A 25,149-nucleotide genomic window follows, 5' to 3' on the forward strand; every position below is an offset into this window, starting at 1 on the left:
GTGACTGCGAATGGTCGTACAAGAGCCGCCGTACGGGGTCGTGGGGGCCGAAGGGGCCGAAGGGGCCGCAGGGGGTGAGAGGGCGGTGGGGTCACGGGGTTCGGTGGCCCTCGGCGTCCTCGTGGGTGTAGTAGCGGTAGAACATCACCGCGAAGACCCCGGCCGCCACGCCGAGGGACATGCCGGTGGAGCGAAGGACCGAGTGCTGGTCGGCCTGGCTGTAGAGGAAGCCGAAGGCGCAGCCGGCGAAGACGGCCCAGAGCCCGGCGTGGAACTCGCGGCGCAGCCGTGGCGCCACGGTCTGTACGGCCAGATAGAGCGCCGCGAAGACGAACGCGGTCACGAAGCCGAAGAGGAGGTTCCAGCCGGTGATGGGGCCGGCGTCGCGGTTCATGGCCGCGGCCCAGTAGCCGTAGACCAGGCCGAGGGTCGCGGGCCAGATCCAGCGGGCGAGGGCGTGGGTGCGCGCGCCGAAGATGTCGGGCGGGGCCGGTGTGGGCCGTCGTACCGGGGTCGTGGGCGTGGGTGCCGCGTGAGCCATGGGAGCACTCCTCTCGTCCGCCCCGGGCCCCGGACACCGGCCGGGCACCGGGGCACTCCCGCCCCGACTCCCAGCGCACACCCGGCCGGGCCCCGTGGCAAGTCGGGATGCGGACGCGGCGGCGGCGTGTTTCGCTGTGGCTCATGCGGAGGCGGTCGCGGATGCCGATGCGGCGTGTGGCGATGGAGCGTGTGCGCCGGGAGCGGGACCCCTTCGAGCGGCAGCAACCGCTGCGGGTCCGCGGCCACGACATCGCCTGGCTGCCACCCCTGGTCGTGCTGATCGCCGTCCTGGCGATCGACTGGTACACGAGCGGTGACTTCCGCGTCATCTCGTGGCTGGTTCTCGTCCCCGGCATCGCCGCCGCCGTCTGCCGGGTGTGGACGACCGCCCTGTACGCCGTACTCGCCATGCTCATGTACGTCGTCGGCGACAACTCCTGGCCGCACCAGTACCGCACCGGGCTGCCCGACTTCATCCTCGTAGCCCTCGGCGGTGTGCTGTCCGTGCTGGCCTGCGCGGTGCGGCTGCGCGGCCAGGAGCGGATGCTGCACATGCGGGCCGTCGTCGAGACCACCCGCCGTATCCTGCTGCGTCGGCTTCCGCCGGACGTCGGCGGCCTCGACCACGCCGAGGAGTATCTCGCCGCCGACAGCCAGGCCCGCGTCGGCGGCGACTTCTACGACATCCAGCCCAGCCCGCATGGCACCCGCGTCGTCATCGGCGATGTCCAGGGCAAGGGGCTCGCGGCGGTGGAGGCGGCGTCCGTGCTGCTCGGCACCTTCCGGGAGGCCGCGTACTACGAGGCCGACGCCGGTACCGTCGCCGAGCGGCTGGAGACGCGGATGGTGCGGCATGTGCGGTACTGCGCGCATGTCGGACGGGACGACGACGAGCGGTTCGCGACCGCAGTGCTCCTCGACTTCCCCCAGCTGCGCAGCGAGCGCACCGACTGGGGGCCCGACCTCACGGGGATCGCGGGGACCGACGCCGTCACGGTCGACGTCATCAACTTCGGGCACGAGCCGCCGCTCATCGTCTCCGCCGAGTCCGTACGGCCGCTGCCGCTGCGGGACGGACTGCCGCTGGGGCTCGGCGAGTTGGTGCCGCAGGGGCATCGGTCGCGCGGCGTACGGCTCGGGCCGCGCGAGACGCTGCTCCTCGTCACCGACGGGGTGACGGAGGCCCGCGACGGCGGCGGGTCCTTCTTCCCCCTCCAGCCGTATCTGACCGCCGCCCTCGCCACCGACCCACGCCCCGCCACCGACCCCACCGCCCTCGTCCGCCTCGTCCGCGACGGGCTGCTCGCGCATACCGGGGGGCACCTGGACGACGACACGACGATCTTCGCGGTGCGGCGGGGTGGTTCGGGTGCCGGAGGTCGGGGCGCGGAGGGCGGGCGCCCCGGCGGTCGGGTGGTGCGCCGGGGCGGTGATGGTCGTCGCGTCGGTCCTGTCGGTCCTGTCGGTCCTGTCGGTCCTGTCGGGCGACCGGAAACTCCCTGAACGATCCGTTCCGACCGGCTCTTTTCCCTCGTTCGCACGCGCAGCGGTTACGGTGCTGGATGGCGTACGTGATCGATGGGGAGGGAACCGATGCCCGGAACCGTGCTGCTGCTCGCGGCCTCGCCCATGGGCAAGGGGTGTCTTGTCGACGCCGCCTCCGTCCTTCCCGTACTCGCCGCCGTACCACCCGACGTGCTGTCCGGCACGGGTACGGCGAACGTCGTCGAGCTGGCCGATCCGCTGGAACCGCAGGCCGTCCTCACCCGGCTGCGCGCCGCCGCCACCGCGCCCGGGCCGCTGACCGTCTACCTCACCGGGCAGCTCCAACTCGACCGCAAGCAGCGGCTCGTGCATCTCGCGCTGGCGCGTACGACGCCGGCGACCGTGCGGTACACCGCGTTTCCCTGGCACTGGATCGTGGAGGAGCTGCGGTTGCGGGTGCCGGGGTCGACGACGTTGTTCGTGGATCTGCACGCGGACGCGGAGGTGTGGCGGCAGTTGGCGGGGCGGCCGTTGGGGCTGGGGCCGGGTGTGAGCGTGTACGGGCGGATCGCGCCGCCGGGGGGCGGGGGTGTGCGGCGTGGGGTGGCCGTACCGGCGTATATGAAGGCGCTCGCGACGATATTGAGGAGTGGGCGGCGGCCGGTTCCCGGGGTGTTGCACGAGCAGGTGATGGGGAGGGCCGGGGGGTACGGGGATCTGGTGCTGGCGTGGGATGCGACGGCGTCCGGGGGGCCGGGAGGGTTTTTCGCCCCCGCCGCCCCTACCCTTCCCGTCCCGGGGGCGGCCGCCCCTTCGACCCCGCCCCCGGGGGCCGCGCCCCCGGACCCCCATCGGCCTGAACGGCCTCGTCCTCAATCGCCGGACGGGCTGATTGATGCCGGGACGGCGACAGAAGGCGAGGGCGCTGACCTGCATGTCGCCGTCACAGCGCCTCGCAGCCCGGCCGCGCCCGACGCCGCCACTGATCCCCATGCCGCCATCACCGCCGCCGTCGAGGCCGGGCGGCATGGTGAGGCCGATGCTCTTGCCGAGCGGTGGGAGTCGGCGGCACGGCGGGACCTCGGCGACGGGGACGACGCGGTGTTGCACTGGCGGGAGGTGCGGGCCGATCTGGCGATGTTCGCGGGGGACGCGGCCCTGAGCTGTGCGCGGTGGCTGGGGGTGGCGCGGGCGCGGCTGGAGGTCGGGCAGGAGGGCCGGGAGCAGGCGGTCGAGATGGCCGTGGACCGGGCCCATCACCAGTGGGGGCAGATCACCGACGCGGGACGCGCCCATGAACTTGGGCTGGAACTGGCCGAGTTGAGGGCCCGGGTGCCGGGCCGGCGGGCAGGTGCGCTGCGACATGTCCAGCAGCACCTCGCCGAACTGCGGGGGCAACTCGCGAAGGGGCCGCAGACGACCGGTGAGTTGAGGTCGGCCCAGCACGTACCCGGTTAGCCGACCGGGCCGATGAGCCGTCGTTCCGTTCGCCGTAGATCGATGAGCCGTCGATCAGGGCAAGCGCCGGGCCGACCTCGGAGGGGGAGATGTACGAGGTCACACCTGGGCGCGCCCCCGTACGTCGTTCACTTAATCTGGCGCCTCTCCGGAACTGATCGGAGTTCGATCAGAGACGGATCAGAAAATCACCAAGCGATGGTAAAAACCGCACCTCACAGCCATCCCCAAGTTACGCGGGAGTCAGGAACCGTTCAGGGCGGGACGGGGGGAGGAGTGAGCCGTCGATCTACGACGGTGCCGGGAGGCGGACCCTGAACCAGGCGCCCTGGTGGGACGGTTCGAGGGTGACCGTGCCGCCGTGGGCCGTGGCGATCGCGGTGACGATGCTCAGGCCGAGACCGCTGCCGGGGGCCCTCGTCTCCTCGCCGCGCACGAACGGGTCGAAGAGCCGGGCACGCAGCTCGCGCGGAACGCCGGAGCCGTCGTCCATCACCTCGATCACGCGGCAGCCGTCCTCCGTGCCGACCCCGAGCGTGGTCGTACTGCCGGCGGGGGTGTGGACGCGGGCGTTGTTCAGCAGGTTGGCGACGAGTTGGTGCAGGCGCAGCGGGTCGCCGACGACCGTGTGGTCGCCGGGGGCGATCAGCAGGCGTACGCGGTGGTCGGGGTGGCAGTCGCGGGCGGCGGTGGCGGCGTCGCGGCAGAGTTGGGTGAGGTCGACCGAGGTCAGCTGGAGGGGCTGGCCGAGGTCGAGGCGGGTGAGGAGGACGAGTTCGTCGATGAGGGTGCTCATCCGGCCGACCTCGGTGGCGATCCGGCCGAGTGCCTCCTGCCGCATGGGCTCGTACGCGGGTTCGCCGTCGCCGACGCGGGCGAGTTCGGCGTAACCGGAGATGGTGGTCAGGGGGTTGCGCAGCTCGTGCCCGGCGGAGGCCATGAACTCGCGCAGCCGCCGCTCCGCCTCCTGCCGCTCCCTGGCCTCCCGCCGTCCGAGCCGCCGCGCACCGAACAGCACGGTGCCCAGCAGGGGCAGCGCCGCGACGGTCTCGACCTGGAGCATCCGCTCGACGGCGAGCCGGTCGTCGAGGGTGGAATGGGCGACGAGGAGATAGCGGGCGTTGGCAACGAGAGTGTCGTCTCCGGGAGTGTTGTCACCGGGGGTGTTGTCATGGGTGGCGTTCGCCGGGACTCGTACGACCTGGGCGCGGTAGTCGTCGCCGAACGCGGAGGGGTGGGTGCGGGCGGCGTACGTCTTCAGGCGGGCCGGGGTGAGGGTGGGCAGGGCGGGGAGGGTGCGGGAACCCCGGTGGCGTTCGAGGACGTGGGCGTCGGCGGTGAGGACCAGGACCAGGGAGTCGCTGTCCAGCAGGCCGGGGGCGGTGCGTGGGGTGGCCGGGTCGCGGGCGAGTCGGCTGATCGCCGCGATCTGCTGGTCGGCGCGGGTGGCGAGGTGGTGGGCGAGGGTGTGGGCGGAGAGCCCGGCCACGGCGCCGAGGGTGGCGAGCGTCGCGATCAGCCAGAAGCCGACGGTGCGCTGACCGGCGCGGCCGGGACGGATGGGCTGCTCGACGGGCGGTCCGGGCAGCGGGGGCCGCGCGACCCGCTGCCGTTCGTACGCGGCATCGCCGACGAGCAGCCCGGCGGCCCGCATGGACCCTCCGATCCCGCTGAACCCACTCATAACCCGGCCCGTCCTTCTCCCCGGCTGTGCTTGCCCGTTCTCAAGTCGCTCGGCGACCCATGGGTGTCCCCGGCGCCCGACGGCATCCCGCTCAGTTGGCGCACAGCTGGTAACCCACGCCCCTCACGGTCCGTATCAGCGACTGCCCCGGCTCCCCCAACTTCCGCCGCAGGTAATAGATATAGGTGTCCACGACGCCGGACCCCTCGTCCCGGTGGTTCCACACCCGCTCCTGGATCTGTCCCCGGGAGAGCACCCGCCCGGGGTTCTCCATCAGATATCTGAGCAGGGCGAACTCGGTGGTCGTGAGGTCCACGGGCCGACCGCCGGCCCACACCTGGTGGGCGTCGGCGTCCAGTTGCACGGCACCGGCCCGCAGCCGGTTCCGGTCGGTGACGGGACTTCCGCCGCCGGCCCGCCGCAACAACGCCCGCACCCGCGCGGCGACCTCCTTCAGCTCGAACGGCTTGGTGACGAAGTCGTCGCCGCCCATGTCCAGCCCCCGCACCCGGTCGTCGACACCGCCGAGCCCGGTCAGGAACAGCACCGGTACGGCGTTGCCCCGGTCCCGCAATGTCCGGCACACCTCGAACCCGCTGAGGTCGGGCAGATTGACGTCGAGGAGGATCAGATCGGGATCGTGCCGGGTGACGGCCTGCAGGGCCTGCCGCCCGGTGGCCGCGGCGCTCACCTGGTAGCCGAGGAACTCCAGCGCCATGGTGAGCATGGAACGAATTCCCTCCTCGTCATCCACGACGAGCAGCCGACTGGTCAGCGCGCCCACCGAAGACTGGGCGCCCGACGCGCCCCACGACGGTGATGTTGCCGACGGGACGGATACAGCTGCTGAGGGGACCGAGGGCACAGGGGTGGTCATGTCCTGTTCCTTTGCGACCGTGACCTCATTTGAGGTCTCAAGTTCCGGCAGGTTCGTATCGTCACATGTACCGGCAGGTAAGGGAGAGCGCTTTCGAATTGATTTGGAATGATCCGTTCCACATCGAAAGCCCCGGTATGTCGCCTGTTGGCCAGTGATACACCTGAAGTTCGGCCACAGTTGGAGTGGCGACCGAACTGTGAGAATGATGAGCGGTGATCGAGCTGCTGCGCGAACACGGCCGCCCGTTTCCGGGCTCCAGAGGCATCCTGCGGCCGAGGGGCTTCAGCGGCCCGGTACGACGAGGGACAGGTCCGTTCCGGAGGCGAGGCGTTGTGTTCCTGCTGTTGAGCTGATCACGGCCATGGCTGACCGCGCTGCCGCCCATGCCGGGCGGGAGTTCATGGGGTGGGAGGCGGGTGCCTCGGTGATGAGCGGGTCCGAGTCTCAGGAATGAGCGGGCTTATGCGGCTTGACGCAGCGCCGGCACCCACACGGAGGCCATTCGGCCATGGCAAGGGGCGGCAGGCTGTCCGTGCTGAGGACAGCCTGCTCCGGCTGCCATGTCCGCCCGGAATCACGAGACACCCGCATGGTCATGAGCGGAAGATCGAAAAAGAACTCGCGCTCTCTTTTCTCGCCTTCCTCTCCCTCGCTCATGTCCGGTGCATTTCCTCGTGATGCCGACGCAGAAGCACATTGCAGTCGGACACCGCGCTGTAGTCGTACTCGGACCGCGCGTTCTGCCTGGCGACCGCGAGGGACATGCAATCGGCGCAGCCGGGCTTCGCGGAGGGCTCGGTCGGCGGCGGCTCACTCAGGCTGTGGTCCTGCGAATTCTGTGTCGCCACGCGTGGCCTCCCGGGCTGGTCCGCTTTCGATGCGATGACCGTAGGGAGCCCAGCTGTTGAGGGGCCACGTTCTTGCATGAGCTTGCATGTGGACTACCCGAGAGAGTTAATGGCCTCGGTGATCAGAGCGCGCGCACCCGAGCCGTGCACAGCGATCTTCGACAACTCGGAGAACGCCTTCGCATAGGTGGCGATCTCGCTCGGCGCCGAGACGTTGACCGCGGCCGTGAGCAGTTCGACGCTCGTCTGGCGGTCGTCGAACATGTAGAAGGCCTCCAGCGGCCACACGCGTCGTTGGGCGGTGAAGGGGATCACTCCCAGGCTGACGTTCGGCAGGGCCATGACGGCGAGCAGGTAGCCGAGCTGGCCGGCCATGGTTTCCGCGTCGCCGATGCGGTAACGGAGCACCGTTTCTTCCAGTAGCAGGGCGAAACGGTGGTTGCCCTCGTGGAGCACGCGCGACCGTTCGATACGGGAGGCGGCGGCCGTGGCGGAGTCGTCCGGGGTGTCCTGGAACGCGGCGATGCTGGAGAGCAGGGCTTTCGCGTATGCCTCGGTCTGGAGCATCCCGGGAACGACATTCGAGCAGTACACGCGGAAGCGGCGGGTGCGCTCCCACAGGGGGATGACTTCCTCCTGTGCCCTGCGCATCCCGTGGCGGTGGAGCTTCTTCCAGTGCACGTACATCTGATCGGCCTGGCGGTTGGCCGCGACCAGGTCCGCCGTCTGCTCCTCGGCGCCACACGCCTCGCACCATGCGCGGATGTCGGCGTCGGACGGGGGTGTCTTCGCCCCCTCGATGCGCGATGACTTGGCCGGGCTCCAGCCGCACCGAAGCGCCATCTCGTGTCCGGTCAGCCCGGCATCTCTGCGTAGCTCCCCGAGGCGTGCGGCGAGGATCTCACGGGCGGCCTGGGCACTGGACGAGGGTGACACGGACATAAGGAGTCGGCTCTTCAGCGGCTAGCTGGGTCAGACGGAGTACTTCTCGTGCGGGACAGCGCGTTCCCAGATGGTTTCGAAGGCGCTCGACGCCAGGCGCGCCACGGGTGGCTCGGTACGGACCTCCCAGCCGGGTTCCGACCAGTCCCCCTCACCCGAGAAGTGGTTGAAGAGCACGACCTTGCCGTCGAACACCCAGCAGTCGTTGCCAGGCAGGGCGATGTCCGACGCCTGTCGCCTCGGCAGCCAGCGGACCTGTTCCCCGGCGTGGAGATTCACCACGGTGCCGGCGTGCTCGTAACGGATGTACTCGGTGACCGGCTCGGACACGATACGGGCGCGGCGTACGACGACACCTCGGGCCACTGTGCGCCGAATCAGGTCGACCCACGGTGCCCAGTAGGCGGATGCCGGGTCCACATCGCGCAGACCCGTACTCCTCCAGGCCGCGAAGTCCGCTGCCTCGTCGCCCACGCCGTACGAGTCGCGCATCTCCAAGTGCACGGCCGAATGCTTGGCCGCAGCCAGCAACTCGTCAAAGCCCGGTTCGTTCTGCGACATCGCACGCCTCCCTGAGCATGGGCACCATACGCGCCGGAATCCTGATCACGGCTTCGTGCGCGGGAATCCCCCTCGTATGCCCAGGCACCTCGAACCCCGCACACTCGGCCTCCAGCCGCTCGCCCGGCTTCCAGCCCTGGAGCACCAGTTCCCCCTGCTCCTCATCCACCCACACCGTGGGCGAACCCTGCTGCCCGGTCTCTGGATCAATCCCGATGAACCGTAGTGCCATGAGTGCCTCCGGTGTCGAGTACGGCTTACATCAACTTGCACGAGCATCGCGATGAGGAGGGCAAATCGTCAAGGGCGCACCGGCGCACGGGCGTACGGCGTACATCGACGAGCGCTTGCAGCTGCGGACGGTGATTCGGAGGCCGCTTGGCAGGAGTGGGCGGATGCGTAGTCACTCGAACTGTTTCACGTACTCGGCAAACGGTACGGAGCTGGCGACGGCGATGCGCTGCCACTCCAGGTACGGGGTGATGTCGCCCGTGAACAACTCCCGGTTGATCTGCGTCCCGTCCGGCCGGAAGTTGAGATGTACAATTCGCGTCTCATCGAACATCCACCAGTCGGTTTCGGAGAGAGGAAGATCGTAGTCGTACCGGGTGACGTCCAGGATGCGGATTTCCTCTCCGGCCTTGATGTTGCCGGGGATTCCCCAGGCGAATTGGTAACGCTGATAGTCCGTCAGTGGCTGTCGTACGATCCGAACCCGCCCGATCGTGCGCCCGGACGCCACATGCCCACGTACTCGTTCGTGCCACCGCACATTGTGCTCCAGCGGCTTCGGCTCTCCCCGAAGGAAGCGCGCGATGTTCTCGGCTTCCCTTGGCATGGTGTACGTGGGCTGGGCCTCGAATCGCCACGCATCACGCTCGTACGCGTCGAAAGTCCTTCGCCATGCGTCACCATCCAAGAGCACGTAGGGCCTCCTTGAGCACCGCTTCCGGGATCTCGACCAGCGACTCCCCCTCCGGCGGACGGAACGCGTCGGACACGTTCCCTTGGATCACGAAGGAGCCGCTTGACGTGCGATAGATGTTCGGGCAGTCGTCGTCATCACATTCGGGCCCGTTGAACGTGCCGGTGAGCCGTGTCAGTTCCTCGCGCGCCATGCCTCTCCCCTCTCGTGGACCCTGGTCAAGGCCCCCACCGGACGACGCTACGGACGGCACCGTTCCTCGTCCACGCCGACTTCGGAATATTCCCGTGCTGGCATAAACAGCCGGACCTTCCGGTGCCATGGCTGCCTCCGATGCCGCTACGGTTCAGCCCGGCCCGTATGGCACCGGTCCTGAGGAGGCCCTGCGATGTCGCAGAAGGTACCCAGCTTCGACGAACTGCTGAACAGCGCTCAGCGCTCCGCCGTCCACCTGGAGATGCGCGACTCGTACGGAGTCGCCAATGAAGCCGGCGACTTCGCCCGCTGGAAGAGCACTGGCGAGCGGGACAACGACCCCGGATCTCCGTACTGGGCGGCGTGGGTGAGCCTGATCCGGGGCACGGTGGCACGGGGCGTTGCGGTGCGCCGGGCTCGCATCGTGTCCGAGCCGGTCAGCGACTACATCCGGTTCGAACACGCTGGCACCGTTGTCAATGTAGAAGCCGGCGAGCGCGTGCGGTGGCTGCCGCGTCGGCGCGCCTCCGACATCGCATTGCCCGGCAACGACTTCTGGCTGATCGACGACCGGCTCATCCGGTGGAACCACTTCACCGGCGACGGCGCCTCCGGTGGCGGGGAGATCAGCGAGGATCAAGCAGCGGCGAAGCTGTGCGCTGACGCCTTCGCAGCGGTGTGGGCACGGGCGACGCCGCACGAGGACTACAGGATCAGCTAGCTCGAACGTCAGCGTTCAGTGCTGACTGTGTATGTCAGCGGCGCGCGGTCCCTTAGCGCATGAAGGAGGGCGCTGAAGGCAGAGGGGGCGGCGTCGAGTATGGCTTGGGTGGGATCGGCGCTTTCGGTTATGTGGATCGTCTCGGGGGTGGCGGATATGTGGACGCAGGCGTCGCCTTCCTGGCAGGGCGACGACTTCTGTGGGGTGGCGAGGACGTGGACGCAGGATTCGCCTTGGCCGCAGTGAGACGACTTTTGCCAGGCGTACGTGGGCATGGCTTCTCCTTCACAGGTCGTGGATGAGGCTGTGGATGAAGTCGCGGGACTTCGAGGGCGTAAGGGCCACGTGTTCCATACGGTCCAGCAGAAGGCGGTACATCTCCAATTGGGCTTCCGCGTCTACTAGTACAGGGCCGTGGGACTGGTCCAGCGAGACCGTGTCGAGCTGAGGGACAGGGCCGTGCGCGTAGAAGACGTGATGCCCGGAACCCGGGTAGGCGCCGATGGCGAAGGGGATCACTTCGATGGTGATGTGCTCGCGTTCGCTCAGCTCCACCAGGTGCTTCAGCTGACGCTTGGCGACGGACGGGCCGCCTACCGGCACGCGCAGCGCGGCTTCGTGGACGATTGCGCGGAACGGGATCGCGTCGTCCCGGTCCAGTGCCGCCTGGCGCTGGAGGCGAAGGTTTACGCGATGCTCAATTTCCGAACGTGAGAACTCGGGTACTACCTGTCGGAAGACTTCGCGGGCGTGGTCGGTGATCTGGAGCAACCCGGGTACGTGTGCTGTGTTGGCCGACCGCAGTGCTGTTGCGTGATGTTCCAGCTCGGCGATGTTCAGGAGGGTGGGCGGGAGCACATCCCGGAACGTTTCCCACCAGCCGCGCGATTTGTCGGTCGCGATGTCGACCAAGGCTTCGACGAAGGTGGGGTCCGGGCATGAGTAGGTGCGAGCCATCGTTCGAAGCCTGTCGGGGCTCACTCCGAACCGTGCCGACTCGACATTGCTGAGTTGACCGGAGCTGGTGCCGAGCAGTCTCGCGGCCTCGGTTGACGTCAAGCCCGCTCGCTCGCGCAGTTTGCGCAGCTCGGTGGCTAGGCGGAGGCGTCGGGCAGTTGGGGCGGGTCTTGTTGTCATGCCTTCCCTTCCGGCCCGCGGATTGCGGGGATGGTCACCCACACGGGGGAGAAGTAGTCGAGATCCTTCGAGTTCCCGCAAAGAAGCTTTGCCGAAGTCCTATCGTCTACGACAGGCGCCCCGCCCAGAAGCGCCCCGCTCGACGGAGCGGCGACGACCACTGGGCATCCGTACGCATGTCGTTCCCGACGACGACCCCACAACGCCACCACCCAACTCCCCTCAGTGACCGGAGACTTCCATGACACCGTATCCCCGTCCTGGACCTGCGCCCTGCGCCTGCCCCGAGACCCGCGTGCACCCGGCGTCGCCCGCGCCACCCTCCGTGCGGTCCTCGGCCCCCATGACCTGGCCGAACTCACTCCTACCGCCGAACTCCTGACCTCCGAGCTGCTCACCAACGCCGTCCGGGCGGAGACGGCGTACGGCGACGGCCGGGACGTCGCGGTCCGGTTCGAGTTGAGCGGAGCGGAGCTGCGGGTCGAGGTGTCCGACTCGGCGGGCGGGAAGCCGGAGTTGAGGTGCGCCGAAGACGGTGACGAGTGCGGCCGAGGTCTCGTCCTGGTCGACGCCTTGGCCGACGACTGGGGCGTGGCACCACGCCACGGGGCCGGCAAGGTCGTGTGGGCGTTGCTGGCGTTGTCGCCGGTGGGACGAGGCGGCGGGCGATGACGGGGGTTCAGCGGGCCGTACGTTCCGTGGTGCTGTTGGTTCTACGGTTGCTCATGCCCGCCGGTGGTCGGCGGCGGAGACCGCCCGGGAGGGCGTGGGAGATGAGCCCGCACATGGTGGCCGGGGTGGTCGGGCGAGGCCAACGCCACCGCCCTGACCCGCCAGTATCTGTCCGCCCCCGGCATATGGCTGCCGGAAGCCACCGCGCGCGGCGGCCCGCGACGATCAGTGATCGACACACGGTGATCAGCATCAACGTCGCGGGCCGTCGCGCTCAAGAGCTTTGCCCGGTCGGCTACTTCGTATAAATGAAGTACTTCCACGGGCCGTACGTCGTCGTGTTCACATTGTCCCCCGACGACGAATCCCGGTACTCCGAGCGGAAGCGGAGGCGGATGTCCGTGGTCGGGGTGCCGGTGAGGGTGACGTTGGACTTTCCGGCCGTGCCGAGGGGGAAGTAGTCGGAGGCCCAGTCGCGCCAGGCGCCGTCGTAGAAGAACTGCAGCTTCAGGCGCTGCTTGCGGCCCTGGTAGTACGTCATCGTGGTCTGCAGGACGGGGTCCTTGGACTTGCGGATGTAGTGGTACTTCTGGCCCCAGACCGACCGGGTCTTGTAGTGGCCCGCGATCGACGACGAGATCCTGACCTTGGTGTAGACGGTGTTCGTGACCGTCCTCGGCTTGTAGCGGGAGTCGCCCGCGAACTTCGCCCACACCTTGGTGTCACGGGTCAGGTCGAGGGTGACGGACAGGTTGCCCGACGAGTTGACCGTGCCGGACTTCACCAGCTTCTTCGGCTTGTCGGAGCCGTACGGGTCGGCCCAGATCTCGACCTTGCGGTTCTTGTACGTCTTGCCGAGGTGCGCCGTGAATTTCACGTCGGCGCCGTACGCGTACGTCTTGCGGTTCTTGTCCAGGGTCAGGGTGGGGGTGGCGCGAGAGACTTCCACGCTGTCCGAGGCGGAGGCCGCCGTGTGGTCGGCGTCGCCCGCGTACGTCACCTTGTACGTGACCTTGCCACCGGCCGGCGGGGTGTCCGTGAAGGAGAACTTGCCGCCCGTGCCGAGGGTCTTGGTGCCGAGCGACTTGCCCTTGGGGGATTCGAGGTCGGTACGGGTGACCGTGAGCGGGGTGCCGGCGGGCAGAGCCAGGTTCGAGGTGAGCTTGCCGGAGACGGTGAGCGGCTTGGCGCGGGTCGCTGTCGCCGGGGCGTTCACGGTGAGCGTGGCGACGTACTTGCGGGGCTCGTCGAGGACGTGGAACAGGCTGGACTCGCCGGTCCCGGTCAGCACGAACAGCTTCTGGCCGTCGCCCGACCAGCCGATGGAGTGCCCGAAGAACGGCATCCAGGAGTGGGACAGGTTGCGGACGCTGGCGGGTTTGTCGGCGCCGCCGGAGAAGACGTAGGTGTCGCCGATGTCGTCGGTGTCGATGACGGTCGCCGCGACCGTGCCGTCCGGGGCGATGCTGACGGTCTGGGGGTCGTCGGGGACGGAGTAGGTGCGCGTCTCCGCCAGATCGGAGAGCCGGTACTCGGTGAGCGCCCTGTTGCCGGGCCCCGCCACGACCACCGACTGGCCGTCCGGGGTCAGGGCGGCGTCCTCGTAGAAGCCACCCTTCTCGGCGGAGGCATGGATCACCGGGGTGCCGGAGGAGATGTCGTAGACGACGATCGGGGCCGAGCTGATGCTGTAGTCGAGGGCCACCAGGGTGCCCGGGTTGTCGGGGTCGGCGAGGAGCATCGGCGGGTCGGACCAGTCGTGGCCGGCCGCGAGGTCCAGGTTCACCGTCGGGGTCTCGGCGGTGAGGTCGACCGCGCCGAGCCCGGAGTCCCAGTCGCGGCCCCAGCCGAAGTAGAGCTTGCCGTCGGCGTAGGCCAGCCGGGACGGGGCGCTCTTCTCGCCGGTCGGGTACTCCGCGCTCAGCGTGAGCTTCTCGGTGTCGATGGCGACGATCCGGTCGGCCTCCGGGGCCGTGGCGTACAGCGTGCCGGAGTCCGGGCTCAGTTCGAGGCTGTTGACGCCGGGCAGACCGGTGAGGGTCTTGACGACGTTGCCCGCGTAGTCGGCGACGACGACACGGCCGCCGTCGGAGAAGAAGACCTGCTGGTGGACGCCGTCGACGACCGTGTCGTCCGCCCAGTCCGACAGCGGGAAGGGCTTGGTGGTGTCGGCGGACGCCACCGGCGCGACCGCGAGCGCGGCCGAGCTGAAGAGGACCGCCAGCGCGGTGGCGGCCGGAAGAGTGCGGATGCGCACGATTGCTCAGAACCCCCGGGACGAAAGAAAAGAAACGGGCGCGTCGTCGCGCGGGGCCGGTGTGTTCGACCTGTGCCGCGCATGTGATGCGTTGTGGTGCATGTGGTGGTGCCTGTGACGCGTGTGCGAAGAGTAAGTCATGGCTCTGACAAGAGGGTCACAGGGGGTGGTTGAGAACTCAATGGATTTACGGGAGGGACCCCTGCCCCGGCGTACGCGCCGTCCGCGCACCCCGTGCGCCGTCACCCGAACGGCCCTGAGCTGCGCCTTCACCCACTTGGCGCACTGCTATCCACAAGGGGAGGGGACGTACCCCACGTGCCCACGAAGGGAAAACCGCCCATGGTCAGCCTGTCCATCGACTTCGAGCAGGGTCTTGACGACGCCTGGTCGAAGGTCGCGCAGTTCGTGCCGAAACTCGCCGCGTTCCTCGTCGTCCTGATCATCGGCTGGTTCGTCGCCAAACTGGTCGCCCGCGTCCTCGACCGCGTCCTGCGCAAGGTCGGCTCCGAGCGCCTCTCCGAACGTGCCGGAACGTCTCGCCTCCTGGGCGACTCCTCGTACGACCTGACCGGCATCGTCTGCCGGATCGTGTACTACGCGCTGATGCTGATGACCCTCCAGCTCGCGCTCGGCGTCTTCGGCGACAACCCCGTCAGCGCGATGATCAACGCCATCGTGGCCTGGCTGCCCCGCGCGATCGTCGCCGTCGTCCTCGTCGTGATCGCCATGGCCATCGCCAACGCGGTACGCGGGATCGTCGGCGGCGCGCTCGCATCGGTGTCGTACGGCAGGACGCTGGCCACCGTCGTCTGGGCCTGTGTCGTCGGACTCGGCGTCATCGCGGCGCTCGGGCAGGCCGGGATCGCCCAGGACGTCACCCGGCCCGTCCTCTACGCCGCGCTCGGCACGGCCGCGGGCATCCTCGTCGTCGGGGTCGGCGGTGGGCTGATCGCCCCGATGCGGCAGCGCTGGGAGCGGATGCTGAACACCGTCGAACGGGAGACCGTGCAGGCGAGGGGCAGCGTGGCCGCGTACCAGGCGGGCCGGGCCGACACCCTGCGCGTCCCGCCGGGCCGGGAGCGGGAACGGACGAGCGCCGACATCTGACGTACCGCGAGGCGTACCGCGAGACGTACCGCACGGCGTAGGCGAGTCGTAGCAAGTCGTAGGCGGGTCGTACGGCAATAGGTAGGCAAGGGGTCGGCCCCGGCGGTGAGTGAGTGTCCGCCGGGGTCGATCCCTTCCTGCTGCCGGAGGCCGGGACCGTCAGGCGTTCGGGTCGAACGGTATGCCCGACGGCAGGGCGCGGCTCAGCTCGGTGGTGAAGCGGCCGTCCTTCAGCGGGAAGTTGGCGTCGCCCCAGGTGGCGTTCTGCATCTTCGTCTGGAGGTTCACGCCGTTGGTGCCGGCCGGGAAGCTGTTCCAGCTGACCAGGCGCGGGAAGTCCCAGCCGCCGTCGCTCCAGGCCTCGGCGGTCTCGCCGGACTTGGCGAAGCGGAACGCGTGGGTCAGGGCGCCGTCCTTGTGGTAGACGACCTTGAGCCGCACCCCGTCCCTCGGCACCGAGCCGAACGTGGTGGTCGAGTAGCCGCCGTGGGCGGAGACGGACGCGTAGGTCGGGGTGCTGTCACCCTGCCGGACCCACAGCACCGCCGACTCCCAGTCGTGACGGTGCGAGGTGGCCGTGCAGTTGTCGCAGCTCATGTCCTTCTCGAAGTAGAGCGTGTAGACGATGCCGCACCAGCCGTTGTTGCACTTCACGCGCGAGTACGTGTTGGCCAGGCCGAGGTGGCCCGAGCGGCACTGGCCGGTGACGGGGCCGCTGTCGTCGAGGCCGCCGTTGAGGGTGCCGTTGATGTCGATGGCCGCCGCAGGGAAACAGCTGTCCGTGTCGTAGTCGAACACCGGCTGGAACGTCCGCTGGAACGATGTGGTGCTCTCCGGCAGCGGGTTCAGCACGGCGGCGTGCGCGCTGCCGGTCATGCCGATGGCCAGCGCGGCGGCGCTGCCGACGACGAACATGGCTCTGCGGAGCCGGCCCAGTCTGCCGAGGCCGGATCTCATGGACTTCTTCGGCGTGTTGGCCGGTGTGTTCGACGCGTTCGTGACTCGGGACATCGGCGGTGCTCTCCACTCGCTCAGCGGGGGCCGCCGGTGATCCGGCCGCCTGGCGGATCAGAGAGTGGCAGGTGAAGAGGTCCCCGTCAGGGGTTTTCACATGAACGATCAACGACGGGGATTCGGCTCATCGGGGTGCGGAGGGGTCTGCCGACCCTCCATGCCCGCTGACTCCGGCGTACTCGGCGCTCGATGGCAGCCCCTCCGCCCCGCGCGCCCCCGTGTGTGCACCCGTCACGCCCTGTCACCATGTCGCAGAGCAGGGAAAGCTGGTGCGGGAGCGGCACAACGGGCGGAAACGGGTGGGTGTGTGGCATGGGTGGACCGGTCGGGGCCGAGATCGACGTCGAGCCCTACACGATCGAGGAGGAGGCAGCCGAGGCGCTGGCGGCGGAGGTCACGGACCTGCCCGGCGTACGGGAACGGCTGTCGGGGCCGGCGTCGGGCCTGCGGATCGCGGACTTCCGGCTGTTGGACCGGGACGGCGGCGAGGACTCCCGGTTCCGTGCCGTCGTGCACGACCCGGAGTCGTATCGCTCGGTGGGCGTGACCGGACGCCTCGGCGCGCTCGGGGCCGCGGAGGTCGCCGCCGTACGGTATCGGCCGTTGCCGGACCGGGAGGAGTTCGCGCGGGCGGTGGAGACCGTACGGGCCGATCCGGAGCTGGGGCTGATCCTCGCCCGGGAGGGCGCGCACCCGTATCGGCCGATGCCGCCGCTGGCCGACATCGACCACGGGGACGGTACGAGCGAGCGGGTCGTGACCGTCGGGCTGCGGGACCCCGGCGGTGAGATCACGCACCGGATCGTGGGCGTACGTATGCGCGACATGGCCCTCGTCCCGGCCCCCGCCGGGGTCGCCGCGCCCGCCGCGCACGACTGCGAGACGACACCGGGGGTGGACGACTGCCCGCCGACGCCCGGCCACAAGGCGGTCCGTGTGCGGGTGCGGTACGGGGCGACGGTGGTGTGGGACCTGGTCGTCGTACGCCCGGAGAACTCCTCGGGGACGAACGGGTCGGGTGCCGAGCTGCGGTTCGTGGACCATCGCGGGACCCGGGTGCTGTACCGGGCGCATGTGCCGATCCTCAATGTGGAGTACGGCTCGGCGGGGACGGGGATCGGCTGCGGGCCGACGTACCGCGACTGGCAGAACGAGGAAGCGTGCTTCACAGCCGACGGCACCGACCCGGTCGGCCCCGGCTTCCGGCTGTGTACGTCACCGCCGAGGACGATCCTCGAAAGCGGGGTCGACTCGGGGAACTTCCGGGGGGTCGCCCTGCATCACGACGGGTCGGAGCTGCGGATCGTCAGTGAACTGGCCGCCGGGTGGTACCGGTACATCAGCGACTGGCGGCTGGCCGACGACGGGGTGATCCGGCCCCGGTTCGGCTTCGCGGGGGTCACCAACCCCTGCACCTGCAAGCTGCACACCCACCACGCGTACTGGCGGCTGGACTTCGACATCGCGGACGCGGCGGACGACCGGGTCGACGAGTACAACGACCCGCCGCTCGGCGGGGGCCCGGCCTGGCGGCCCATCACCCATGAGGCCCGCCGCCCGCGCGCGCCGCTCACCCGCCGCCAGTGGCGTGTCCTCAACCGCGCCACCGGCCAGGGCTACCACCTGGTCCCCGGGCCGAACGACAGCACGGCGGACGCGTACGGCGCCGGCGACCTCTGGGCCGTCCGCTACCGGGGCACCGAGATCGACGACGGCCAGGGCTTCACCACCGACCCCGCCCTCTCCCGCGCCCGCATCGACAACTTCGTCACCGGCGAACCGATCGACGGCCAGGACGTCGTCCTCTGGTACGCGGCCCACTTCCGTCACGACGAACACGACCCGACCCCACGGCCGCACGTGGTGGGGCCGGACCTGTATCCGGCCCGCCTGCCGTAGCCGCGGGCGCGGTGCGCCGCTCGGAAAGGGATGCGTCGCACAGAAACGTAACAGCACACTCGTTCGAGTGAACGGCTCCGGATTCCGCGCGTGAGCTGCCCTTCTTCGCTGAGAGGGTCGCGTTGACCGAACCGGATGAAGGAGGTCTGTCATGTCGACAGCGGAGTCGTTCACCTTGGCGGAGCGCGAGGACGAGGAAGCCGTGCACACGGTCTCGATCACCGTACGCACCATCTCGCCCGCTGGCGGGTATACCTGGAGGCTGGCACGTACGCTGGACGAGGCGGGGTCGCGGACCGGTCCTCTCAGGCCCGAACCGGACACTGCGGATCTTGCACCAGCGGGAGACCAGGGAGACGTCGGAATGACCAAACGGGCCATCTACCGGCACTTGCGCGAGCTCCGCGAGGAATTCACCCCGCCACCCGGCTTCACGTACCCGGAAATCACCGCCGAGACGCTCGTCATGATGATGAGCCCGCGTCCCCGTCATCAGTTGACGGCGGTGGACCTGCGTGATCGGCTGGCGCCCCAGCTGCCCGAGGGCATGGTCGTCGCGGAGGCGACGGACACCGATGACGAGTCACTCGGCACGCTCCGCGTACCCGACCTCCTGGTCGTGCCCAGGAGTGCAATGGACACGGACGATCCGCTCGACCCCCGCGACATCGTTTTGGCCATCGAGATCGTGTCCCCCTCCAACCCTGACAACGACTACAAGAACAAGACCTCCGACTACCCCGCCATGGGCATCCCCCACTATCTGATCGTCGACCCACGCGACGGCACGTGGACCTACCAGTGGGAGATCGGCGGCCGGAGCGGCCGTCCGGCATACGAGAACCGGATTCACCGGCCCTACGGGGACTCGGTCATCATCGCGACCGAGTTGGGCGAGTTGACGATCAAGACCGGTGATCTGCCCCGGTACAGCGCCAAGGACATGATGGTCGAAGTCGAAGGAGCCGAAGGAGCCGAAGGGGAATGACCGGCGGAGCCGACGGGCCCCTTTCAGCGGGGGACCGCGTTGGCGATCGTCATCAGGGCCGCCACCGTCAGGAACGCGGCGGTGATCGGGCGGGCGTGGCGGGTGAGCAGGTCTCGGATCATGGGGACCTCGCAGCGGCTACGGCGACAGCGGGGGCGGCTGTCGACAGTTGCTGATTCGCTCATCAAGCGATCATCACGTGACCATCGAGTGACAGTGGCTGACTGGCTCATTAAGCACACTTAAGGCATTGCTTAACGTAAAGCTTTGGCCTACCAACGGCAAGACCGCATACGGGAGTTGGGGTAAACAGCCGACGTAAGCGCGCTTACTGGCATGCTTACTTCATGGTAGGCATGGCCGAGCGTGACGACCCCGAGGTCATCGGGCGCAGGGTGCAGCAACTGCGTACGGAACGCGGCCTCACTCAGCGGCAGTTGGCGGAACCGGCATACACCCCGGCCTATATCTCCACCCTGGAGTCCGGCCGCGTCCGCCCCTCCGAACCGGCCCTCCGCCATATCGCCGAACGCCTCGGAGTCGGCTACGAGGAACTCGCCACCGGCCGCCCCGTCGGCTTCGCCACCGAACTGCGTCTGCGGCTGACCGGCGCCCAGCGCACCCTCGCCACCGGTGCCACCGAAGCCGCCGCCGAGGGCTTCGCCTTCGTCCTCGCCGAAGCGGAGGAGCACGGGCTCAGCGGCGAACAGGCCGACGCCCTGCTGGGGTTGGGCGAATGCGCGCTGGAGACCGGCGATCTCGAAACCGCCCGCTTACGTTTCGAGCAGGCCGAGCGGCGGCTCGGCGACGCCCCGCTCCCCGCCCGCGTCCCGGCCCTCCGGGGACGTGCCGTCGCCCACTACCTCGCCGGTGAACTCCGCTACTCCTGCTATCTGTTCGAGTCCACGCTCGACGAGCTGAACCGCACCGGGATGCACGACCCCGACGCGCTGCTCCTCCTCTACACCGGCGTCATCGCCCCCTATATGGACATGGGCGCCCACGCCCGCGCCGCCCAGGCCGCCGAGCTGGCCCTCGCGCTCGCCCCCCAGTCCGGTGACCCCGTGCTCGTCGCCCGTATGCATCGCTCGGTCGCCCGCACGATGATCGCCGAGGGCCGGATCGCCGAGGCCGATGCCTCCCTCGCCAAGGCCTCCGAGCTGTACCGGCAGCTCCAGATCCGCACCGAACTCGCCAACTGCCACTGGATGCGCGGCTATCTCCACGCCCAGAACGGCGACTACGCGCGCGCCGAGGGCGAACTGCGTGAGGCCCGCGGCATGCTCTCCGCGAAGCGGGCCGCGCTCTACACCAGCCAGGTCGCCGTCGAACTCGCCGACGTCCTGCACCGCCGAGGGAAGTCCGACGAAGCCGCCATGCTCTTGCGGGAGGTCCTCACCGACCTCCACTCCGAACGCGGCGCCCTCCACTCCGCCGCCGCGCACCGGCTGCTCGGCATCATCGCCGAGGACGCCAGGGACACGGAGGCGGCGGAGGAACACTACGTCCGGGCGCTGAGCCTGCTGGAGCGCGCGGGCGCGGCCGGTGACCTCGCCGACCTCTGCCGACTCCTCGGCGACCTCTTCCGCCGCACCGGCCGGGTCGAAGCCGCCCTCGACGCCTACCGCACCGGCCTCGGCCACCGCACGGCCCCCGGCACCACCACCCTCGGCCCGGCCCCCGCACAGCCACCTCTCTGACTTTTCCACAGCCGCGCACAGCCTCGCCGCCTAGCGTCCGGCCGATGGACGAGGAACGGACGCCGAAGAAACAGGGACAACAGGGACGACAAGGACGCCAGGGACAAGGACAGGGACAGAGGAGCGGGTCGGAAAGGCCGATGAGAGCTCTGGAGCGGAGAACGACCGGGGAACGGGCGGGGGTAGCGCCGCCCGAACTGCGGGCGGGGTTGTGACCCGCGGACCGGGCAAGACGGAATCCCGGGCCGGGGCTGCGGAACACGGGCCGGTCGAGACCGATGCCCGGACCGGGGCTGTGGAGCCTCATGGTGCGGCTCCGCCGCACGGGCCGAGCGGCACTGAATCCCGGGCCGGGGCCGTGGAGCACGGGCTCGCTGAGACCGAAGCCCGAGTCGGGGTCGTGGAACCCGGGCTGACCGGCACCCAAGCCCCGGCCGGGGTCGTGGAGCGCGGGTCGTCCGAGACCGAAGTCCGGGCTGGCGCTGTGGAGCGCGGGTCGGCTGAGACCGATGCCCGGGCTGGGGTTGCGGAGCGTGGGCTGACCGCCGCCCGTTCCCGGCCCGGGGCCGCAGGGAAGGGGCTGACCGCCACCGATGCCCGGCCCGGGGCCGCAGGGGTGGGGCTGACCGGCGCCCAAGCCCCGGCCGTGGGCGTAGAGCCCGGGCTGACCGGCGCCCAAGCCCTGCCCGGGGACGTAGAGCCCAGGCCGACCGGTGCCGAAAATCCTGTCGTGAAGGCTGTGGTGTCGTCGGGGGCCCTGTCGGCGGGGCGGCGGGTTCTCGATGGGGTTCGGGTTTTGGTGCGGGGACTTGTGTATGTCGTGCTCGGGGGGCTTGCTCTCGGGGCCATCGGCACCGTGATCTCCGTGCTGGGGCCGCTTGTCGCGCTTGATCTTGCGACGCCTGCCATGGCCGCCTGGTGGACGGTGTTCACCGCGGTCGTCGTGCAGGGTGTGCCCTTTCTGCTGCTGGGCACGCTGGTGTCGGCCGGGATCGGGGCGTTCGTGCCGGAGCGGGTGTTCGGGCGGCTGCTGCCGCGCAACCCGGTGCTCGCCGTGCCCGTCGCCGGGGCGGCCGGCGTCGTACTGCCGGGCTGCGAGTGCGCGTCCGTGCCCGTGGCCGGGAGCCTGATGCGGCGCGGCGTGACCCCGGCCGCCGCGCTCGCCTTCCTGCTCTCCGCCCCGGCCATCAACCCCGTCGTCCTCGTCGCCACCTCCGTCGCCTTCCCCGGGCAGCCCCTCATGGTCCTCGGCCGGCTCCTCGCCTCCCTCGCCACGGCCGTGGTGATGGGCTGGCTGTGGGTGCGGTTCGGGAAGGAGGAGTGGTTGCGGCTGCCGAAGCGGAGGGGCACGGGTACGGGGGCTGCCGGCGCAGGCGGCCCAGCTACCCGGCGGGGACGCTGGGGTGCCTTCGCCGCCGGGCTCCAGCACGACTTCCTGCACGCCGGTGGCTTCCTCGTCCTCGGCGCGGCGGCCGCCGCCACCTTCAACATCGTCGTACCGCGCTCCCTCCTCGACCTCTTCACCGGCTCCGCCTGGCTCTCGGTGCTCCTCCTCGCCGTCCTCGCGGTCGTCCTGTGCGTGTGCAGCGAGGCCGACGCCTTCGTCGCCGCCTCCCTCAGCGGTTTCTCGCCGACGGCCCGGCTGGCGTTCATGGTGGTCGGCCCGATGGTCGACCTGAAACTCATCGCCCTCCAGGCGGGGACCTTCGGCCGGGCGTTCGCGCTCCGCTTCTCCGCCGCGACCTGGCTGGTGGCCGTGCTCAGCAGCGTTCTCGTCGGGTGGTGGCTCCTGTGAAGCGCTACGGCCCCACTGTCCTGCTCCTTCTCTCCGCCGCCGCCGTCCTGCGCATCTCCCTCTTCAGCGAGCTGTATCTGCGGTACGTACAGCCGGGGTTGAGGCCGTTCCTCGTCGCGTCCGGACTGCTGCTGGCCGTGTTGGGGATCGTCGCCGGAGTGAGGGCATCGAGGACCGAGGGGGAGGGGGAAGGGGAAGGGGAAGGGGAAGGGGAAGGGAAAGACGGGGGTGCCGATGCGCATGAGGGTGCCCACGACCATGCGGGCGCCGACGAAGAGGAGGGCGCCGACGACCATGCGGGCGCCGACGACCATGACGGCCACGGCCACGGCCACAGCCACGGCTCCCACGGCCCCCGTATCGCCTGGCTGCTCGCCGTCCCCGCGCTCGCTCTCCTCCTCTTCCCGCCCCCGGCCCTCGGCTCGTACAGCGCGAGCCAGTCGGCGGCCGAGTACGCGGCTCGCGGTGTCGGGACGTTCGACCCGTTGCCGAAGCAGGACCCGGTCGAGTTGACGCTCGGGGAGTTCAGCTCTCGGGCCATCTACGACAGCGGGCGTTCGCTGAAGGGCCGTACAGTCCGGATGACCGGGTTCGTCACCCATGACAAGAGCGGCATCTGGTATCTGACCCGGCTCCTCGTCTCGTGCTGTGCCGCCGACGCCAGCCCCTACAAGATCGAGATCCGGGGTGTCGACGTACCGCCCGCCGACGCCTGGGTCACCGTCACCGGCACCTGGCACCCCGAGGGCGCACTCGGCTCCGAGGAAGCCTGGCCCCCTGTACTCGACGCCACGTCCGTCGAGCAGGTCCCCGAGCCGGCGAACCCCTACGAGAAGCGGTGACCGGGCGGGGCGGCAGCCCTTCCGGCCTCCTGTCCCCTCCCCCACATCCCGCGGTCCGCTTACATCCCGAACTCCCTCTCACATTCCGAAGTCCATCTCCGCGATCACCTCACCGGTGGCGTCGTAGATCCTGACCTCCCGTACGGGGCCCTCGAAATCGAGGGAGCGGGCCAGTTCCTCCGGTACGTCCACATGCACGGCGTAGACGCCCCAACTGGTGTTGCCCTTAAGCCGGATGACCGTCCCGTTGATCGTCTCGCCGTCGTACGCGGTCGCCTCGACCCGGGTCGCGGCGGAGTGGACGCCGTAGAAGAGGCCGTGGACGGTGTAACCGGCGGTCGCGGAGCCGGAGCCCTGCATCGAGATGCCGGGCTCGGTGGTGTCGAGGTTCCCGTCGACCACGCTCTTGAAGTCCTGGACACCGGGCACCCCCGGCTCCGTGTCCGGGTCGCGCCAGTGTTTGCCGTCCGCCGTCAACCACAGCTTCGTCCCGCCCTCGACGGTCACCCGCTCCCCCGGTGAGACCACCCGCACCTTCCCGGCGGGCGGCGAGGGGGAGGCGGTGGGTGCGGAGGACGGCGTCGGGTCGGCGGTGACCGGTGGAGCCATGGGCCGGACGGACCCGGAGGGCCCGTCGGGGCGGAGGGCCAGGACGACGAGCGGCAGCAGCAACAGCCCGCACCCGGAACTCACCAGGGCCGCACGCTGCCGCAACTTCCGTCCGCGCCCCTTTCGTTCGATCGCCTCCAACGGCACGGGCGGCGGAGTGAAGTCGTACGCCGCCTCCGCGAACACCTCACGCAACAGCCGTCCCGTGTCATCGTTTTCGTTCGGGTGGTTCATGGGCGGGCTCCGGGCACGTGCGAGCGGGGCTGGGGGGAGAAGGGGGGAGCGGGAGGAGAGGGAGCGGAGGCGGAGGTGGGGGCGGAGGCGGGGGCGCCGCGCGGACCGGTGTCCGCGGCGAACGCCGGGTGTGCGCGCAGGGCCGTGAGCCCCCTGCGGATGTGCGTCTTCACGGTGCCGAGCGAGCAACCGAGCAGCTCGGCGATCTCGCGCTCGCTCAGGTCCTCCCAGAAGCGCAGCACCAGTACCGACCGCTGTCGGGCCGAGAGCGCCGCCAACGCCTGTGTGAGGGCGGCCCGTTGGGCGACCGAGTCGGCGTGCCCGGCCTGCGGCTCATGCACCCGCTCGGGCAGGAGCGGCGTCAGCAGATGGGCCACGCGTCTCTTGCGTACGCGACTGATGTTGTTGTTGACCAGCGACCGCCGTACGTAGAAGTCGACCTCGTCGCGCGGGATGCGCCGCCAGCGGGCGTACACCTTCGCCAGCGTCGTCTGCACGAGATCCTCGGCCTCGTGGAAGTCCCCGGTCAGCATGTGCGCGGTACGCACCAGCCGGGGCCAGGCGGCGGTGGCGTACGCGGCGAAGTCCCCGCCCCCGGCGGTCACTTCGTACTCCTTCGATGCGTACGAGTTCTCGTACGGTCTGTCGTG

Annotated in this window: 26 protein-coding genes; 10 read left to right on the forward strand and 16 right to left on the reverse strand. The window is 69.7% G+C overall.

Features of this window, described 5'->3' with window-relative positions:
- Positions 1–91: 91 nt before the first annotated feature.
- Positions 92–541 carry a hypothetical protein gene (locus tag ACWD4G_RS12065; protein WP_451292564.1) on the reverse strand — a complete coding sequence of 150 codons (450 nt, stop codon included), beginning with the start codon at positions 539–541 and terminating at the stop codon, positions 92–94.
- A 167-nt stretch (positions 542–708) separates the two neighbouring features.
- Here ACWD4G_RS12065 and ACWD4G_RS12070 point away from each other — a divergent pair, with 167 nt between their 5' ends.
- Together ACWD4G_RS12070 and ACWD4G_RS12075 are read left to right on the forward strand one after the other, a co-directional pair.
- Positions 709–2,046 (forward strand): PP2C family protein-serine/threonine phosphatase, encoded by a 1,338-nt coding sequence (locus ACWD4G_RS12070; protein ID WP_451292653.1) that lies wholly within the window; start codon positions 709–711, stop codon positions 2,044–2,046.
- A gap of 90 nt (positions 2,047–2,136) precedes the next feature.
- Positions 2,137–3,486, forward strand: a complete 1,350-nt coding sequence (locus ACWD4G_RS12075) for a hypothetical protein (protein WP_451292565.1) — start codon at positions 2,137–2,139, stop codon at positions 3,484–3,486.
- Between the two features lie 289 nt (positions 3,487–3,775).
- Here ACWD4G_RS12075 and ACWD4G_RS12080 read toward each other — a convergent pair whose 3' ends face one another.
- The 8 genes from ACWD4G_RS12080 to ACWD4G_RS12115 all read right to left on the reverse strand — a co-directional run bounded on the left by ACWD4G_RS12080 (position 3,776) and on the right by ACWD4G_RS12115 (position 9,519).
- Complete coding sequence (locus tag ACWD4G_RS12080) at positions 3,776–5,170, reverse strand: sensor histidine kinase (protein WP_451292566.1); 1,395 nt, start codon at positions 5,168–5,170, stop codon at positions 3,776–3,778.
- Positions 5,171–5,261: 91 nt separating this feature from the next.
- Positions 5,262–6,047 carry a response regulator transcription factor gene (locus ACWD4G_RS12085; RefSeq protein WP_451292567.1) on the reverse strand — a complete coding sequence of 262 codons (786 nt, stop codon included), beginning with the start codon at positions 6,045–6,047 and terminating at the stop codon, positions 5,262–5,264.
- A 656-nt stretch (positions 6,048–6,703) separates the two neighbouring features.
- Complete coding sequence (locus ACWD4G_RS12090) at positions 6,704–6,898, reverse strand: hypothetical protein (protein WP_451292568.1); 195 nt, start codon at positions 6,896–6,898, stop codon at positions 6,704–6,706.
- Between the two features lie 93 nt (positions 6,899–6,991).
- A complete protein-coding gene (locus ACWD4G_RS12095) occupies positions 6,992–7,840 on the reverse strand; it encodes a helix-turn-helix domain-containing protein (protein WP_451292569.1) in 849 nt (282 codons plus the stop codon).
- A 30-nt stretch (positions 7,841–7,870) separates the two neighbouring features.
- On the reverse strand, positions 7,871–8,401 hold the full coding sequence (locus ACWD4G_RS12100; protein ID WP_451292570.1) for a DUF6879 family protein: 531 nt from the start codon (positions 8,399–8,401) through the stop codon (positions 7,871–7,873).
- On the reverse strand, positions 8,376–8,633 hold the full coding sequence (locus ACWD4G_RS12105) for a hypothetical protein (protein ID WP_451292571.1): 258 nt from the start codon (positions 8,631–8,633) through the stop codon (positions 8,376–8,378). The genes ACWD4G_RS12100 and ACWD4G_RS12105 overlap by 26 nt, the downstream gene beginning before the upstream one ends.
- A 171-nt stretch (positions 8,634–8,804) precedes the next feature.
- Positions 8,805–9,326 carry a DUF6879 family protein gene (locus tag ACWD4G_RS12110; RefSeq protein WP_451292572.1) on the reverse strand — a complete coding sequence of 174 codons (522 nt, stop codon included), beginning with the start codon at positions 9,324–9,326 and terminating at the stop codon, positions 8,805–8,807.
- Complete coding sequence (locus tag ACWD4G_RS12115; RefSeq protein WP_451292573.1) at positions 9,310–9,519, reverse strand: hypothetical protein; 210 nt, start codon at positions 9,517–9,519, stop codon at positions 9,310–9,312. The genes ACWD4G_RS12110 and ACWD4G_RS12115 overlap by 17 nt, the downstream gene beginning before the upstream one ends.
- Positions 9,520–9,714: 195 nt before the next feature.
- Here ACWD4G_RS12115 and ACWD4G_RS12120 point away from each other — a divergent pair, with 195 nt between their 5' ends.
- On the forward strand, positions 9,715–10,242 hold the full coding sequence (locus ACWD4G_RS12120) for a DUF6879 family protein (RefSeq protein WP_451292574.1): 528 nt from the start codon (positions 9,715–9,717) through the stop codon (positions 10,240–10,242).
- 8 nt (positions 10,243–10,250) lie between these two features.
- Here ACWD4G_RS12120 and ACWD4G_RS12125 read toward each other — a convergent pair whose 3' ends face one another.
- Both ACWD4G_RS12125 and ACWD4G_RS12130 read right to left on the reverse strand, forming a co-directional pair.
- Positions 10,251–10,517 (reverse strand): DUF397 domain-containing protein, encoded by a 267-nt coding sequence (locus ACWD4G_RS12125; protein ID WP_451292575.1) that lies wholly within the window; start codon positions 10,515–10,517, stop codon positions 10,251–10,253.
- Positions 10,518–10,527: 10 nt separating this feature from the next.
- On the reverse strand, positions 10,528–11,379 hold the full coding sequence (locus ACWD4G_RS12130; RefSeq protein WP_451292576.1) for a helix-turn-helix domain-containing protein: 852 nt from the start codon (positions 11,377–11,379) through the stop codon (positions 10,528–10,530).
- Between the two features lie 225 nt (positions 11,380–11,604).
- On the opposite strand from ACWD4G_RS12130, the gene ACWD4G_RS12135 reads away from it, so the two are divergent.
- A complete protein-coding gene (locus ACWD4G_RS12135; protein ID WP_451292577.1) occupies positions 11,605–12,051 on the forward strand; it encodes an ATP-binding protein in 447 nt (148 codons plus the stop codon).
- A gap of 295 nt (positions 12,052–12,346) precedes the next feature.
- On the opposite strand, the gene ACWD4G_RS12140 is transcribed toward ACWD4G_RS12135, so the two are convergent.
- Positions 12,347–14,308, reverse strand: coding sequence for an Ig-like domain repeat protein (locus ACWD4G_RS12140; RefSeq protein WP_451292578.1), 1,962 nt, complete (start codon positions 14,306–14,308; stop codon positions 12,347–12,349).
- Between the two features lie 342 nt (positions 14,309–14,650).
- Between ACWD4G_RS12140 and ACWD4G_RS12145 the strand changes: the two genes are divergently transcribed.
- Positions 14,651–15,418: a membrane protein gene (locus ACWD4G_RS12145; RefSeq protein ID WP_451292579.1), complete on the forward strand. Its 768-nt coding sequence runs from the start codon at positions 14,651–14,653 to the stop codon at positions 15,416–15,418.
- Positions 15,419–15,577: 159 nt separating this feature from the next.
- Here ACWD4G_RS12145 and ACWD4G_RS12150 read toward each other — a convergent pair whose 3' ends face one another.
- Positions 15,578–16,429, reverse strand: a complete 852-nt coding sequence (locus ACWD4G_RS12150) for an NPP1 family protein (RefSeq protein ID WP_451292580.1) — start codon at positions 16,427–16,429, stop codon at positions 15,578–15,580.
- 315 nt (positions 16,430–16,744) lie between these two features.
- Between ACWD4G_RS12150 and ACWD4G_RS12155 the strand changes: the two genes are divergently transcribed.
- Positions 16,745–18,331, forward strand: a complete 1,587-nt coding sequence (locus ACWD4G_RS12155) for a hypothetical protein (protein ID WP_451292581.1) — start codon at positions 16,745–16,747, stop codon at positions 18,329–18,331.
- 364 nt (positions 18,332–18,695) lie between these two features.
- Positions 18,696–19,319 carry a Uma2 family endonuclease gene (locus tag ACWD4G_RS12160; protein ID WP_451292582.1) on the forward strand — a complete coding sequence of 208 codons (624 nt, stop codon included), beginning with the start codon at positions 18,696–18,698 and terminating at the stop codon, positions 19,317–19,319.
- A gap of 23 nt (positions 19,320–19,342) precedes the next feature.
- Here ACWD4G_RS12160 and ACWD4G_RS12165 read toward each other — a convergent pair whose 3' ends face one another.
- Entirely contained in the window at positions 19,343–19,504 is a 162-nt protein-coding gene (locus ACWD4G_RS12165) for a hypothetical protein (protein ID WP_451292583.1), read from the reverse strand.
- 171 nt (positions 19,505–19,675) lie between these two features.
- On the opposite strand from ACWD4G_RS12165, the gene ACWD4G_RS12170 reads away from it, so the two are divergent.
- The 3 genes from ACWD4G_RS12170 (at position 19,676) to ACWD4G_RS12180 (ending at position 23,656) form a co-directional block, all read left to right on the forward strand.
- Complete coding sequence (locus ACWD4G_RS12170) at positions 19,676–21,019, forward strand: tetratricopeptide repeat protein (RefSeq protein ID WP_451292584.1); 1,344 nt, start codon at positions 19,676–19,678, stop codon at positions 21,017–21,019.
- Positions 21,020–21,776: 757 nt separating this feature from the next.
- Complete coding sequence (locus ACWD4G_RS12175) at positions 21,777–22,814, forward strand: permease (protein WP_451292654.1); 1,038 nt, start codon at positions 21,777–21,779, stop codon at positions 22,812–22,814.
- Positions 22,811–23,656 (forward strand): TIGR03943 family putative permease subunit, encoded by an 846-nt coding sequence (locus tag ACWD4G_RS12180; RefSeq protein WP_451292655.1) that lies wholly within the window; start codon positions 22,811–22,813, stop codon positions 23,654–23,656. The genes ACWD4G_RS12175 and ACWD4G_RS12180 overlap by 4 nt, the downstream gene beginning before the upstream one ends.
- Positions 23,657–23,734: 78 nt before the next feature.
- Here the strand turns inward: ACWD4G_RS12180 and ACWD4G_RS12185 are convergent, their stop codons facing one another.
- Entirely contained in the window at positions 23,735–24,499 is a 765-nt protein-coding gene (locus ACWD4G_RS12185) for a hypothetical protein (protein WP_451292585.1), read from the reverse strand.
- On the reverse strand, positions 24,496–25,104 hold the full coding sequence (locus ACWD4G_RS12190; RefSeq protein ID WP_451292656.1) for a SigE family RNA polymerase sigma factor: 609 nt from the start codon (positions 25,102–25,104) through the stop codon (positions 24,496–24,498). Before ACWD4G_RS12190 ends, ACWD4G_RS12185 begins: the two co-directional genes overlap by 4 nt.
- Positions 25,105–25,149 lie beyond the last annotated feature (45 nt).

The sequence above is a fragment of the Streptomyces sp. NPDC002643 genome, assembly GCF_053592555.1.

Coding starts and splice junctions, on each gene's coding strand:
- ACWD4G_RS12065 (WP_451292564.1), bottom strand. CDS start 541: ATGGCTCACGCGGCACCCACGCCCACGACCCCGGTACGACGGCCCACA.
- ACWD4G_RS12070 (WP_451292653.1), top strand. CDS start 709: ATGCGGCGTGTGGCGATGGAGCGTGTGCGCCGGGAGCGGGACCCCTTC.
- ACWD4G_RS12075 (WP_451292565.1), top strand. CDS start 2,137: ATGCCCGGAACCGTGCTGCTGCTCGCGGCCTCGCCCATGGGCAAGGGG.
- ACWD4G_RS12080 (WP_451292566.1), bottom strand. CDS start 5,170: ATGAGTGGGTTCAGCGGGATCGGAGGGTCCATGCGGGCCGCCGGGCTG.
- ACWD4G_RS12085 (WP_451292567.1), bottom strand. CDS start 6,047: ATGACCACCCCTGTGCCCTCGGTCCCCTCAGCAGCTGTATCCGTCCCG.
- ACWD4G_RS12095 (WP_451292569.1), bottom strand. CDS start 7,840: ATGTCCGTGTCACCCTCGTCCAGTGCCCAGGCCGCCCGTGAGATCCTC.
- ACWD4G_RS12100 (WP_451292570.1), bottom strand. CDS start 8,401: ATGTCGCAGAACGAACCGGGCTTTGACGAGTTGCTGGCTGCGGCCAAG.
- ACWD4G_RS12105 (WP_451292571.1), bottom strand. CDS start 8,633: ATGGCACTACGGTTCATCGGGATTGATCCAGAGACCGGGCAGCAGGGT.
- ACWD4G_RS12115 (WP_451292573.1), bottom strand. CDS start 9,519: ATGGCGCGCGAGGAACTGACACGGCTCACCGGCACGTTCAACGGGCCC.
- ACWD4G_RS12120 (WP_451292574.1), top strand. CDS start 9,715: ATGTCGCAGAAGGTACCCAGCTTCGACGAACTGCTGAACAGCGCTCAG.
- ACWD4G_RS12125 (WP_451292575.1), bottom strand. CDS start 10,517: ATGCCCACGTACGCCTGGCAAAAGTCGTCTCACTGCGGCCAAGGCGAA.
- ACWD4G_RS12130 (WP_451292576.1), bottom strand. CDS start 11,379: ATGACAACAAGACCCGCCCCAACTGCCCGACGCCTCCGCCTAGCCACC.
- ACWD4G_RS12145 (WP_451292579.1), top strand. CDS start 14,651: ATGGTCAGCCTGTCCATCGACTTCGAGCAGGGTCTTGACGACGCCTGG.
- ACWD4G_RS12150 (WP_451292580.1), bottom strand. CDS start 16,429: ATGTCCCGAGTCACGAACGCGTCGAACACACCGGCCAACACGCCGAAG.
- ACWD4G_RS12155 (WP_451292581.1), top strand. CDS start 16,745: ATGGGTGGACCGGTCGGGGCCGAGATCGACGTCGAGCCCTACACGATC.
- ACWD4G_RS12160 (WP_451292582.1), top strand. CDS start 18,696: ATGACCAAACGGGCCATCTACCGGCACTTGCGCGAGCTCCGCGAGGAA.
- ACWD4G_RS12165 (WP_451292583.1), bottom strand. CDS start 19,504: ATGAGCGAATCAGCAACTGTCGACAGCCGCCCCCGCTGTCGCCGTAGC.
- ACWD4G_RS12170 (WP_451292584.1), top strand. CDS start 19,676: ATGGCCGAGCGTGACGACCCCGAGGTCATCGGGCGCAGGGTGCAGCAA.
- ACWD4G_RS12185 (WP_451292585.1), bottom strand. CDS start 24,499: ATGAACCACCCGAACGAAAACGATGACACGGGACGGCTGTTGCGTGAG.